The 13903-nt window shown below is 38.6% G+C and carries 11 protein-coding genes and 2 pseudogenes; 6 read left to right on the top strand and 7 right to left on the bottom strand.

The features are described 5' to 3' along the window. Positions 1-1062, top strand: a 1062-nt coding sequence (locus tag KV40_RS30975) for a carbohydrate-binding protein (RefSeq protein WP_036489490.1), incomplete at its 5' end; no start/stop codon positions are given. A 49-nt stretch (positions 1063-1111) separates the two neighbouring features. Then, the gene (locus KV40_RS30970; RefSeq protein WP_036489488.1) at positions 1112-1660 is read left to right on the top strand and encodes a hypothetical protein; all 549 of its coding nucleotides are present in this window, start codon (positions 1112-1114) and stop codon (positions 1658-1660) included. 234 nt (positions 1661-1894) lie between these two features. Here the strand turns inward: KV40_RS30970 and KV40_RS30965 are convergent, their stop codons facing one another. Next, entirely contained in the window at positions 1895-4057 is a 2163-nt protein-coding gene (locus KV40_RS30965; protein WP_036489486.1) for a CHASE2 domain-containing protein, read from the bottom strand. Positions 4058-4149: 92 nt separating this feature from the next. Further along, complete coding sequence (locus KV40_RS30960) at positions 4150-4824, bottom strand: DUF928 domain-containing protein (RefSeq protein WP_036489484.1); 675 nt, start codon at positions 4822-4824, stop codon at positions 4150-4152. 29 nt (positions 4825-4853) lie between these two features. Between KV40_RS30960 and KV40_RS30955 the strand changes: the two genes are divergently transcribed. After that, positions 4854-7334, top strand: coding sequence for a CHAT domain-containing protein (locus tag KV40_RS30955; protein WP_036489482.1), 2481 nt, complete (start codon positions 4854-4856; stop codon positions 7332-7334). A gap of 248 nt (positions 7335-7582) precedes the next feature. Here KV40_RS30955 and KV40_RS30950 read toward each other — a convergent pair whose 3' ends face one another. The 4 genes and pseudogenes from KV40_RS30950 to KV40_RS30935 all read right to left on the bottom strand — a co-directional run bounded on the left by KV40_RS30950 (position 7583) and on the right by KV40_RS30935 (position 11152). Then, positions 7583-8641, bottom strand: coding sequence for a ParB/RepB/Spo0J family partition protein (locus tag KV40_RS30950; protein ID WP_036489480.1), 1059 nt, complete (start codon positions 8639-8641; stop codon positions 7583-7585). 14 nt (positions 8642-8655) lie between these two features. Beyond that, positions 8656-9525 carry a ParA family protein gene (locus tag KV40_RS30945; protein WP_036489478.1) on the bottom strand — a complete coding sequence of 290 codons (870 nt, stop codon included), beginning with the start codon at positions 9523-9525 and terminating at the stop codon, positions 8656-8658. 608 nt (positions 9526-10133) lie between these two features. After that, a pseudogene (locus KV40_RS37545) lies at positions 10134-10205 on the bottom strand (integrase); the annotation flags it as partial. 434 nt (positions 10206-10639) lie between these two features. Next, positions 10640-11152 (bottom strand): plasmid pRiA4b ORF-3 family protein, encoded by a 513-nt coding sequence (locus KV40_RS30935; RefSeq protein ID WP_072013953.1) that lies wholly within the window; start codon positions 11150-11152, stop codon positions 10640-10642. A gap of 138 nt (positions 11153-11290) precedes the next feature. Here KV40_RS30935 and pdxH point away from each other — a divergent pair, with 138 nt between their 5' ends. From pdxH to KV40_RS30925, 3 genes and pseudogenes are all read left to right on the top strand, one after another. Next, positions 11291-11932, top strand: a complete 642-nt coding sequence (gene pdxH / locus KV40_RS30930; protein WP_036489473.1) for a pyridoxamine 5'-phosphate oxidase — start codon at positions 11291-11293, stop codon at positions 11930-11932. A 107-nt stretch (positions 11933-12039) separates the two neighbouring features. Next, positions 12040-12233 (top strand): annotated as a pseudogene (locus KV40_RS37540) (cytochrome oxidase); the annotation flags it as partial. A 109-nt stretch (positions 12234-12342) separates the two neighbouring features. Continuing rightward, on the top strand, positions 12343-12717 hold the full coding sequence (locus tag KV40_RS30925; protein WP_036489471.1) for a helix-turn-helix transcriptional regulator: 375 nt from the start codon (positions 12343-12345) through the stop codon (positions 12715-12717). A 34-nt stretch (positions 12718-12751) separates the two neighbouring features. Here KV40_RS30925 and KV40_RS30920 read toward each other — a convergent pair whose 3' ends face one another. Continuing rightward, complete coding sequence (locus KV40_RS30920) at positions 12752-13822, bottom strand: nitronate monooxygenase family protein (RefSeq protein ID WP_036489468.1); 1071 nt, start codon at positions 13820-13822, stop codon at positions 12752-12754. Positions 13823-13903: the final 81 nt, after the last annotated feature.

Below are 13903 nucleotides of genomic sequence, written 5' to 3'. Positions count from 1 at the left end.
ACATACGACCTAAAATTTCGAGTTGCCGCACCGAATGATACTTCTGGTTCAATAAATGTCAAGCTAGATGATAAATTGCTTGGAAAAGTTACCGTTACTGGAACGGGGGGCTGGCAAAATTGGCAGACAATAGAGCTACAAGATGTCGAACTCGATGGTGGCGAGGATAAAATTCTGCTTCTAGAAGTTGGTGATAGTGGTTACTTTAACCTTAATTGGTTAGCGTTCGAGCAAAAAAACGTAAACGATGGCGTAAATGACAAAAACAATAAAGTTGAAAACGTTACTGTTGAAAGTAAATCTTCTGTCCTCAACGCCGTTGAAACACAAGACACTAATAACGTTAATATGAGTAACGTTAAAGCTCGCAGTACCGACGACTTCCTCGACTCAATAGGAGTTATAGTTCAAGCAGGAAACCGAGAAACTGCCTATGGTAATTTCGATTCGGTTATCAAACCCAGGCTAGATGAATTAGATGTTCGTCATGTAAGAACTAGTGTTAGACCAGATGACAATACAACTATTAGTAGGCTCAAGGAATTGGCAAAACTGGGAATGGAATTTAATTTAGTCATGAACCCTGAAGAACTTAGTCTTGATGAGTCTGTCGAGCTAGTAGAAGAATTCGGAGCGGCGATCGAGTCGGTAGAAGGACCAAATGAATGGAATCATACCAGGGATGAAACTTACAAAGGACAAAACTTTCCCAATGGACTCAGTAACTATCAAGCAGATCTTTATCAGGCAATAAAAAGCGACCGAGATACTGCCAATATTCCAGTAATTGCTCCTAGCTTGTCCAATGCTTTCGGAGTTAAAACCGACGTAGCAGAGTTGGGACGAGTAAAAGCCGATTTCAATAATGCCCATCACTATCCCTCTGGTTTAAACCCATATAATGACGAGCTTTTCTGGCATTTACCTATTTACTACAAGCTGGCTGGTGGGGACAAACCCCTGATTGTTACCGAAACTGGCTACTTTAACTCTGTGCAAGATCCCAAAGGCATATCGGAAGAAGCTGCTGGTAAATATTTACCGAGACTACTATTAGAATAGTGGCGCAGACAAACCCCTGATTGTCACCGAAACTGGCTACTTTAACTCTGTGCAAGATCCCAAAGGCATATCGGAAGAAGCTGCTGGTAAATATTTACCGAGACTACTATTAGAATATTTCAATCTGGGTATCGAACGAACCTATCTTTATGAATTAATTAACGACCGCGCCAGTGATAGCAGAGAATTTAACTTTGGCTTACTACGGGCGGATGGTTCTAAAAAACCTGGCTTTGTGGCGATCGAAAATATGATTGATATTTTAGATTCAGGCGGTGTGGGTAGTTCGGGAGGCTCTGGTTCTTTAGACTTGGCAATTGGCGGAGATGCTAAAGATATTCATCAAACTCTACTGCAAAAACAAGATGGGCGATATTATCTAGCTTTATGGCAAGAAGTGCCTGGTTACGACCTCAATACCAATTCCAACATCAATGTACCTGCCAAAAATCTGACTTTAAATTTTGGCAGCAATATACAACAGGCGAAAGTATACGACCCTCACACAAGTAAAGATGCTCAAACAACTGTAAGCAATGTGAATTCAATGGATGTCTCAGTATCAGATAAAGTTACTATTTTGGAAATAAGTATTTAATTATGTTTCAGATTTTGTTTTTCGTTAATAGTATAAAGAGACTCATTTATTCGATCGATATTTCCATCTTGAATAGCGTGAGATAAATTAATAAAATCATGTTTTATGTCTGGAATTTCTCGAACTAACTGCATTGCAAATAAATTGAAGATTTCTAAACTCAGAGAATTATTAACGTAGAGTAATTACAAAAGAATTTGCTAAATAACTAATACCAATTCTCAAAAACTAATATCAGTTTGGTAATACAATTTTAAACTCAGTATACTCGCCAACAACTGAATCAACTTCTATAGTTCCTCGATACGCTTCTATCCATTCCTTTGCTAAATACAATCCTAAACCCATTCCTAACTCCCCCTCTGTTTCTCGTTTTGTCGTCCAAAAATCTGTGAAAATTTTTTGGCGGTTGGATAATGGTATTCCAATACCATTATCTTTTATTGTAATAGTCGTATTTGAATTTTTCACAACTGTTATTGTAACAGTTAAATCTAAAAAAATCGATTTTTTTTGTTTTTCTAGTAAGTAGTAAAAAGCGTTATCTACTATGTTTTCAATAGCGTTCTCTATTTCTATAGGTATTGTCACTCCCTGTAAATCTGCCTTATTATAATTTTTAATAGTATCGATACGTCTATTTGTTTCTTGCAGATTATATTTGCTTTTAATGTTTTCTAAAACGCGGTTAATAGAGTCAACAACTTGAAAACTGAAATAATTGCTTAACTTATTACTACTATTACTTTCTAAAACTTTTTTAAGGTCATTTCTTTCCTTGTATAATTTCTTGATTTCATTAGCTATTATCAAATTATTTTCGTCTATTGTTCTTAATTTTTCAGTTAAATATTCCAAAGAACTTTTGATTTCTTCTCTTTCTTCTTCTTCTAAAAACAGATTTATATATTCATCCAGTAGCTCGCCAAGCTCTCGGACAGCTAATATTGAATTATACGTGCAGCCAGAAATACTATTAATTTTGTTTCTTACTGTATGAGCAACTTGAAAAGAGAGAGAGCTAAACACCTTAGAACGCTGCTGTGTGAGAACGATCTCCTGTAATGCTTTTCTTCTTTTTCTCTCTTCATTAAGAGATTTTCTTAAAGAAAAAACATAAACAATACTCAAACTTAGTAAACAAGTGACGAGATTAGTTGCAGTAGGAAACCACCAACCTAACATAATTGCCAAGAAACCACTGCTGAGGATAAAAATAGAGCTATACGCGAAAACGAGCAAAAAAACGAATGTGTGTTTTTTTTGCTTAAAGATTTGCCTATCAAGTGCGTACCATCCTACAGCAGAAACTATTAATAATGATAGTAGTATATAAGTATTTTGTTCCCAAGCTGAAGATAGTCTGACGTTCATTCTTGTCTGTGCGACGGCATTAACAATTTGGGCGGCGATTGCGGCATGAATTTCTACTCCGTAGTTTCCAGGGAAATCATTTGCTAATTCGACGGGGGAAAGAAAATAATCGCCAACGGTTTCGGCGATAGAGCCGATAAAAACCATCCGATTCTCGAACAAATTTGGCTTGATATCTCCTTCTAGCACTTTAGAAATCGCGATCTTTTGGATTAGAGGAACGGCAGCGGGAAAGTTTATCAAAATTTGGTCGCCGTCTATTTGCTCGGCTCTATATAAATGATTGAGAGAAATGCAGCTTGCTTGGTGAAGCAGTAGGGATAGTAAATCTGGCAAATCTCTGTCGGATTCTGCCAAACAACGCTTTTCATCTAAATAATCTATAGTAATTTTTGGAAATACTACCTCGCCTAGCTTGAGAGAATTTTGAGAACCGTATCCTTCAGGATAGATTCCCGATCTTTGTAGGTGCTGGTAAGCTACTGCCAATCCCAGGCTGGGTAGCGGTTCTTTCTCTTTAGAACTATTGACATACAGGTATCCCCGACGAATCATACCGTTGAGACTATCTTCAATTAGTTGGCTTGCTCCCGTTCTCCTATCTTTTTTCAAAACTGGAGGAGCCGATATGGAAATATTTTCTGGATTTCCACCGTCAGTTTTTTCTATCCCAATTAAGTTTTTTGTAGTTTGATAAATTCGCTCTAATTGAGTTTTACCATGTCCGACACTATCGTTGCGGTGCAGATCCAGCCCGATAGCACTAGGATTTTGTCGCTTGATTTCTTTGAGAGTTTTGGCTAGAGTTATATCCTCCAAAGGGAAGCCATACCGTGCGATATCCGTCTCGGTCATGGCAACAATAATTACCGAGGGTTCGGAAGAATTGGTCGATGGCTTCAATTTTAGAAAACTATCGTAAAGCTGATGCTCTAAACCTTGTAGGACACTGCCCGCACCAGAAAAAATGGAGATAACAAAACCAATCGCTATAGCTGTTAGAGGAGGATAGAACCTTGTCACAAATTTAACTTAATAAATAACATGACGTTTCAGCGAGTTCTTGGTATAACTTCATAAACATTAATGCACTTTTAGCCAATTAGAGTATCAATCTATTGAGATACATTTATAAAATTTACTTTCAAATTATAGTTCAATTCGCTTAAATTAACTTCTTCTAATAGTCGATTGAAAGTTTGGCGATCGCCGTTTTCATAGCTTGTCGATAGTTCGTCGTACCAAACTTCTCCGAAAGCGTATTCAGAGATCTCGCTGGCATTAATACCAGACACTCGTTTTAACCAAGCTTTAGCGTACAAATTTTTAGAAGGAATTAAATCGCTACAAACTATAGTTACCGTCCAACGATAGGTCTTACCTTTCTTTAACGGAGGAATGCTAGTGGGCAGCTTAAAAGCATTTATGCCCGAAATTGGACGGCTTATATTTTTGACGATTATTGGTTTTTCTCCTAACTCCAATAGAGTAAAACGCAGTGGCAAATTCACCTCTTCCGCGACATACCAAAAAAAAGTAGGATGGGATTTTAGAGTGCTAGCAAGAGGTTCTTGTGGAACCAGTAAAATTACTGTATGATCGAGTGTCGGTAAGAGCGCGTTGCAACCGCCTCGCGCTCCTCCCGCTCGGCGAGATTCGCTGCGGTCTTGACTTCTACTTTCTGATGGTTTGTAGTTTTTCTCACTTGCACCGACTAAACTTAAATCCAAAAGAAACCAGGCGATTAGTGCCGTACAGCCAACCTTTATTAGTTTTATTGAATTAAACAAAAAATTAATCTCCAGCCAAATCTAAGTCTATGAACTGGCAAAATCATACAAATGCTATTATCAATCGCGTCAGGCACACGCTATTTGTTTTCGCCATTCTACTTTTAAATCCCAAAGATACCATAGCAGCAGTAGAAAAACAATTGCCAGTAGCTAGCGAAATACTTTTAGAAGAAGCAAAGCAAGATTACGATTCGGGAAATTACAATAGAGCTTTGGCAAAATGGAACGAAGCTATAACTATTAATAAACGCCAGCCTGAGATAGAGAAAGAGCAGCTTGCCTCAACACTTGAAAATATGGCATCTGTAGAACTTCTTTTAGGCAATTCTGCCGCCGCTATTCGCTACTGGAAAGAGTCTATTGAAATGTATCGCGACGAAGCTTCAATTCATCTAGCAGCTTTAACGCTCGATCTCGCTCGCGCCTATAATGATTTTGGTCTACCTCAATTAGCTGAAACTAAGATTAAAGAGGCGATCTCGCTGATCGAGCGAAATTCCGTTTCCAACAATCTCGATCGAACCTCGTTTTTAAAGGCGGTAGCATTTTTAACTTTGGGTGATACTTTTACCATCCAAAGAAATTACGAGCGGGCGATTGCTGCCTACCAGAAGAGTTTGGCAATTCAAAATAGCGAAGAATCGCCTCTGGCAATATCTGTTCTTAATGCCCTCAGTAAGATTTACCAGATGCGAGCCGATTTTTATCGACAAAAAGCCTCGGTCGCCGCAAGAGAAGAATATATTGAAGCTGACAAATTTGCCAATCGCGCTCGACACAATCGATTCCTAGCAATTAAAGCTGCCAGGGAAGCAGTGGGAATTCAGTATGACAGCCAATCCTTGGAATCTGTTCGAGCTATAATCCAGCTAGTCAAATTGAACGAAAATAGCCCCAATCGATTTGTCTTGCTGCTACGAGCCGAAAGTATTTTACGCTCTCTTCCCGACTCGGCGCAAAAAATTTATTTGTTAATCGAACTATCATCTCTTCATCAGCCCTTAGCCAATTTAACCACCGCCATCAAGCTATCGGAAAAGCTCTCTCATAGAGTCCATTCTTTTGCCTTGGGAGCTTTAGCAACATACTATGAAGAAAACAGCGATTATTCACGGGCTTTATTTTGGAACGAACGAGCCATACGCACGGCAAAGCTAGCACAAGCACCCGATATAATTTATAGGTGGCAGTGGCAAGCAGGAAAAATCTATAAATCTCGTGGCGAAACTCAAGCCGCCAGCATTGCTTATGAAGAGGCGATCGCTGCTTTGCAATCTATTCGACGCGAACTGGCAAATAACGAAGAACTAGCAGCTAATTTTCAATTCGATATCGAACCTATGTACCGTGAATATTTAGAGTTGCTACTAAAGAAAAATAATTCTCGCCAGAATCTCATTCGTGTCCTGGAAATTAGACAGTTACTACAATTAAGCGAACTTGAAAATTTCTTTCGTGATAATTGCCTAAGCATTAATGCTACAAGCGACTCCAAGAGTCAAAAAACTGCTAATGCTCAGACCGCTGTGATTACGACTATAATACTAGAGCGAGAAACTTACATAATTCTGCAATTGCCAGACGGTTCGCTTCAAGCTCGACGGATTTCTATATCGAAGCCAAACCTGGAAAAAATAATTCGGCAGTGGCGATACGATTTGGAACAACAAGAAAACGATAACTATATATTGCGGTCGCGACAGCTATACGAATTGTTGCTCGCACCAATTGAGGCAGATCTCGTAAAATACAAGATCCAAAAGTTAACTTTCGTAAATGACGGCATACTGCGAAACGTACCGATGTCTGCTCTTCACGACGGCAACAACTATCTGATTTTTAATTATGCGATCGCTAACTCTTTAGGATTAGATTTGAGCGCAGATGTGCAACCAAATTTCCCAACTTCTGACAAAGCTTTGCTATTTGGCTTGAGTGAGGGGGTGTCTGAATTTTCGCCTTTGCCCTATGTAGATGAGGAATTAGAAAGTATTAGTCGGTTGATTCCTCGTACAGACAGTTACCTAAATCATCGCTTTAGTTTGGATAATTTTGTCAATCGGACAGAAAGCAATCGCGGCAATCTAATCCATATAGCAACTCATGGGACTTTTGCTGGAACTTTGAGTGATTCATTTTTACAGGCATGGAATAATAAAATCGCTCTTACCGAACTAGAAACTGTTCTATCAGAGCGTAATTTAAATTACGACGAGCGGATTCGACTGCTATTTTTGAGTGCTTGTGAAACTGCTAGAGGTAATGAAAAAGCTACTTTGGGAATGAGTGGTGTGGCACTGAGATCTGGGGTTGAAACCATTATCGGGAGTCTTTGGTCACTTAGCGATCGACAGGCAAGTTTGTTAGTGCAAAAATTTTACCATTACGCTATTGAAGATGAACTACCGTTTGATATGGCTCTGCGTCAAGCACAACTCGATCTTATCTCTATGCTCGACAATCATCCTGCCCTCTGGTCTAGTTTTACTTTAATCGAACGCAGCTAGAATCGATGGGGAAACTTATGGCTGACTCATCTACAAGCGAAAATGCGCTTGAACCTAACCCACTATTAGTCTGACACCAATCTCGAACACAAAAAATCGTTAGTTCGCTCTTATATCTTTGGCAATTTTCCGATTTTAAACCGCTCGAAAACCACAAAAATGGATTAGTGGGATAGGTTCTTAGACTTTCCTCTGCTGGAAATTAGGGTAGAAAGTTACTTTACCATTTTTCCAAGATAACGAAGTTATTATTGCTGTAGCTCTGTCAAACTTTTTTGCATGATAGCAATTAAATTTTGTCGATTGAATTCATCAAGATTAGTTATTTGTATGTTTTCTAAAGATTTAATACATCGTTTTACTTCTTTAGTCAACTGTAATGGCTGAGTTTGAGCAGGTTGAAATTGGGCAATAATTTCTTTTAATTTTTTGTTGGTCTGAGTTAGAGAAAGATCTTGCTTGATAACGGCATCGATTAAATTACGTCGTAACTTTCTTGCTTTCTGTTCTGAGATATTTAGCTTCTGAGCTTTTACTTTATTAATGATTTTAGCTAGCGCATCTTTCAAACCTCGATTGCGTATCGCTTCTTTTATATCATCTGCCAGCTTGAGCATAGGAAAATAATTTTGATTGACAGAAAGCGGATTAAATCCATAGTCAAGGATAATCTGACAAGTTAGTCTTTCTGACTCGGATAAACCTAATTCTTCAAGTTGCTGTTGAATATCTGTTTCATTTTTAAGTATATTTCCTAAAACTTTTTGTTTACCCTGGCGTTTAAGTCGAACGATCGTAGTATTAAGAATAGTAGGAATTTTTTCTCTTGTTAGAGTATTAGTTTTAGATTCAATTCTTTCTAATAAAGAATCCGCTAGATCGAGAGAATTAATACTTGATTTACTAATGGCAGCAATAAAAACATCGTCGTCAAAAGTCGCTGCATTGTAATCAATAATGATTGCCTTAATAGTTGACCAATTTAGCTGTTTTGCTGCCTGCCAACGACATTCACCATCAAAAATCAAATAACCATCTGTATGTGGCGGAGAAACTAAAATTATAGGCTCTTTTTGTCCTACCTGAGCCATACTTATTTTGCGTTCCTCTACCACATAAAAAGAACTTCGAGGCTGTTTTGGATTAGGCTTTATTTGTGATAGAGGAACATCTTCAATTCCTTTTTGCTGATAAGCTTGTTCTAACTGTTGTTTGAGTTTTTCATTTTCTTGTTGTAGAAGAGGAATTTCTCTAGCTTGCAGGGCACTCTCGAAAGTTTCTTCCAAATTAATTTGTCGTTTAACCATTTCTTTTACTAACTCTAATTTTTTATTGCATTAATGACATAAGGTGCAATTGCAGGTAGCTTTTGAAGCATTTTTCCATCTAGTCCTTTTAACTTTGATTGATTAATTTTTTTAAACAAATGACCATCTTCAGTAAAGTCATAGCAAGGTGTAGAACCAGGGGAATCAAGAAAAACAGGCAGTCCCATTGCATAAGCATTAAAGAATCTTGAAGATTGACGGATGGGACTAAAACATACAGTGCTGAATTTTTGAGCAAATGCGGGAAATTGATTTAATGTATTACGTTGAATAGCTGCGTTGTGATCGTATCTACATGGTAGTATGCCGAGGATTTCTGGTGTGGATTTAAGATAAGTTTTGTATTTATACAACCATTCAAATAAAGCATTAATATCAGAGATACATTTTTGAGTCATTTCAGCACATATTATTAGATGAGTTGCCGCGCATAGTGCCATTAATGATAATTGACCTTGTTGACCTGGAGCATCGATTAAGATGACATCATGAGATAAAGGAAATTTTTCCAAACATTCTCTTAAGCGAAACATACCAAATGGATCTCCTGTAAGTTGTCTGGATATTGACTCCAAAGAATTTCTCTCAGCTTGACATACGACTGCTTTTTCTTTTAGCGTTTCTTTCCACAAAGGCAAAAAAGGATAATTTCCTTGAAAGCTATCGACAAGAATTGAAGCAGTGCTAAATTCTGGAGAAGGTTTAGGTAAACCGCAACAATCATGAAAAGAATTTCTATTATCAAGCTCAATTAAAGCCACAGACAAACCATTTTGCACTAGCAAATAAGCTAAATGCACCATCAGCGTGGTCTTTCCCGTTCCTGTTGAAGACAAACTAGTAATTATAAATTGCTCTGTCATTAAGCCTAGCTCAATAGTTGCTTTAATCTACTCATTTGTACCCTAACGTTAGGGTATATTTATTAAAAATGAAATAAAATTTTAGAATTTACATTTTGTTTTGAGAATAATAAATTGAACCTTGATGCTAATTTTGTTAGATGTGTTTGGATAAATTTTGAGTGTTTGTTTCTAACTTAACTAACTATACTCATTTTTTTAACTAACTGCTTCCACAGTTTGCTCTACGGTCAATTTATTCCAAACGGGTACGAGGTTAGAAACTGGATACCTACAGCGAGAAGAAGCCTTATATTTATAAAACACTTTGTATAATCATTTATCGGCTGAGAGATAATAGAGTAGAAACTCTCCACATCTTACATCAAGCGCAAAAATATCCGTGAGAACGATGGACTTATTCGAGAAAGCGAAAAAAAGCGGGGGAGATAGAGATCGCGACAAATTTTCCACGGGCTATCGCTACCCATAATTAATCCAGCCAGAAATCTTGAAACCGCTTTGGAGATAATTCCGTATAGCGAACACAAATCTTCGATTTGTCCATGCTTTCAGCATGGGACGAACAAAGTTCGTCGCTGAATATTTCGATGACCAAGATATGCCTAGATAGCCCTAGTATCATATCCTCGACTTGCCAAATAAAACCCACAGGCGTGCCTCAACATATGAGGATGGACGTTGGATGTTTTTGAGCAATTGTTTGGATTCTGCCAGAGCTAATCCTAAGTTTAATGGTTGAAAGGGTTCATCTCTTTGCCATTCTCCGACATTAAAGATTTGAGAGGTATTATCATTTTCTAACTCTATGACCAGTTGTACTGTTACTTTCATCCTATTGTGATTGTTTGATTGAGACAATCTTTCCAAGCTTCATCACCTGTAGCGTACTGACTCAGCAATTTGTTTATTTTGGTGCAGTCTGTTTTGTCGTTAATTGTCGCCCAGTAATGAAGTTCTTTTAATTCTTCTCTATGATTGGCGATTTCTTCTATTCCACCTTCGCTCTACAGTTGTAGATAGAAGCTAGGGTGCTCGACCTCGTTTGCGATAATGAAAAAGGCGAGCAGAAGCTTGGTGTTTTCTACGCCAAAACGACCAGTGCAAAATCGATTCAATTGACCAAGAACGAGGAAATAGTAATTTCCAAATCCATCGCTACTGCTAATTCAAATCGACTGTGTTGTTGGCGTAGAGAAATAAATCCGAGCGCACCACCACAATTTTCAGGGGGACAATTTCCTTTGCCTGTAATACATACTGGCAATACTCGATCGCTTTCACCAGGCGAAATAGCTTCTACTCTAATTTGATGCTTCCAGCTACAATTGAAGTCGTATTCGTAGCTGAATTTTTCTCTTTCTCTGAAACCAAATTTGGATAGTTTGATTTCATGAGCATTGCCCATAAATCCGCCAGTGCTAGGGTAACTGATGCCATAATGTACGCCATGAATGAGAAATTGGTGTAGATGTTCCTCTTTCCAGCCCATGACAATCTGGATTACGTAGTGCAGATCGGCAATGGTGCTATCACTACTCACTTTGATCCGTCGCCAAATCATCGGACTGATGCCGATTAATACTATTTTTAGCTGGTATGTGACGGGCGGGGTTGACTCTGACATAAGTTTATTTTAAGCGACCTCCCCCGCTTTTTTTCGCTTTCGTAGACAAGAGGTATTACCAAAAGGTTGCTAACTCTTAAAATTAAGGATTAAGGACTCTTAAGTATTAACATTCAACTACTAACCACTAACAAACAAATGGATATCAGCGACCTCAGAACTGAGTATACTTTAGAGGGATTAAGAAGAGAACAACTCGCTCCCGATCCTTTTCAGCAATTTGAATTGTGGTTTCAACAAGCTTGTGCTTCCGATCTGCCAGAACCCAATGCGATGAATTTGGCTACTGTTTCTATTACTGGTATGCCTTCACAACGAATAGTACTATTAAAATACTTCGATCGCCAGGGATTGGTTTTTTTTACTAACTACAAAAGCCGTAAAGCTCAAGAAATCAAAGCCAATCCTCAAGTATCTTTATTGTTTTTCTGGGTAGCTTTAGAACGACAAGTACAAATCTCTGGCAAGGCTGTTAAAATTTCTACTGCCGAATCACTTAATTATTTCGCCACTCGTCCTAGAGGCAGTCAGCTTGGCGCATGGTGTTCCCAACAAAGTTCGGTGATTTCTTCTCGCCAGATGCTAGAAATAAAATTTGACGAGATAAAACGTAAGTTTCGAGAACGAAAAATTCCCTTACCTTCAGCTTGGGGTGGTTATCGCGTCGTGCCGCAAAGTTTTGAATTTTGGCAAGGCAGACCAAATCGTCTACACGACCGCTTTTTGTATTCTTACATAGATGCTGAATCAACCTGGAAAATTCAAAGATTAGCCCCTTAGCCAGGTTATTTCTGACTGGACATAATATCTTTTGTTACATTCTAGCTCTTTTGTATTGCCAAGATCGTCTTCAACAAACTACTGACAAATTACAAGCTAGTCACTATAAAATAGCCACTATTGCTACTTGGATGACTTTAATCAGGGCTGTTTTATTACCATTAGCACCCCGGCTTTTTCAGAACAAGCGCGTGCGCAATAATTTATTGCACCACTGATTTATATCTTCGCCGCTATTCCTGTCTTGGGATTAATTTTAATTGGCTTGCTCTTAAGAAATTTGCAACGACGGGAAGAAAATATTTAGAAAACTGTGTTGGTATCGACTCTGGCACAGTTTTCCTAGTTTTACTTTTTTGTTAGAATACTATATAGTTATATAAAATAATGAAATTATTTCTATTTCGTCCATGCCCAAAACTGACTCTCGCGTCAAGACAGCTAAACCCCCCGAATATCTTGCCCCAGTTGCCGATTATTTTAAAGTATTATCAGAAATTAGTCGGTTGCAAATCTTAAGCTGCTTGAGAGAAGGAGCGATGAATGTCAGTGAGATCGGGGAAGCTACTGGTTTGGGACAAGCAAATCTATCCAAACACCTCAAAATGCTTACAGAAGCAGAAATCTTATCCCGTAAACCTCAAGGGGTAGCTGTCTATTACGAAATTCAAGATCCAATGATTTTCGAGCTATGCGAGTTAGTTTGCGATCGCCTATACCAACGGATGCAGCAAAAAGCGGAGAAATTCAAACGGTTAAGTGCTTTCGGTCCTTCTACAAAATAAACTTTAAAAAGAGTTTGCCAGTCCTTCTGGAGAATTAAGCATTGACTAATTCTGCCATCAACTCTTTAACGGGGACAATCTTGTCAGCACGTCCTGCATTAGTGCCAGCAAAAATCAAACCTTCTTCTACATTACCGCGAGCAGCCCGATCTAAAGCGCGGACGATGCAGTAGGTTTCTTTGGTATCTCGGCAGCGACATACTTGCAAACAGTTAGCCAGACATTTTTTATCTAAATCTGGAGAATCTTGTAAAATTTTTTCCACAAATTGATTGCGTAAAGCTCTACCTGGCATCCCTACAGGAGAAGGAACAATTGGCACATCTTCGGGACTGGCATGGAGATGAAATTCTTTATAACGAAGATCTGCATCGCATTCATCGGTAGTTATGAAGCGCGTGCCGATTTGCACTCCCCTAGCTCCCAAAGCCATAACGCGCTCTAGATCTTGACGATCCCAAATACCTTCCGCAGCAATTACAGGTATGTCTTGTCCTAATTCATTTTGCAGATAGTTGACTAATTCGGGGATGACTTGCTCGGCTTCTAGTTTGGTACTGGATAATTCTCCATATTTTGCTCCTAGATGACCCCCTGCTCGATTCGGATTTTCTACTACAAAAGCATCGGGTAAACGGTTGTATTGACGTTCCCATTTCCGACAGATGACCTTAGCAGCACGGGTACTCGAAATAATCGGCACTAATGCCACATCGGGATAGTCAGCAGTATATTCAGGTAGATGCAAGGGTAATCCCGCACCAGAAATAATTAGATCGACACCAGATTCGGCAGCAGTACGAACTAAAGTTTCGTAATCCCTTACCGCTACCATGACATTAATTCCGATAATACCTTGGGGACTAAGTTGACGAGCTTGGTTTATTTCATCAATTAATGCCAAACGATTGGCTTTAAACAAATTACCTTTTGAGTAATAAGGAGAGTTAAGTCCCAGGCAAACTGCCGAAATAATACCAATACCGCCAGCATTGGTTACAGCACTGGCAAGATTGGCTCCAGAAATTCTAATCCCCATGCCTCCTTGAATAATTGGGTAGGGAGCAAGATGTTTTCTAATACGAAGCGGTGGAAGTGTGGTCATAATATGTTGTTATTTAACTGTTGAATAGCAGTATTAAAAGCGATTGCTAATTCAAAATAACGCTTTAAATAATTATATAGT

Origin of the sequence: Myxosarcina sp. GI1 (assembly GCF_000756305.1) — a bacterium.
Taxonomy (GTDB): Bacteria; Cyanobacteriota; Cyanobacteriia; order Cyanobacteriales; family Xenococcaceae; genus Myxosarcina.
This window is presented reverse-complemented; position numbering and strand designations above follow the sequence as displayed.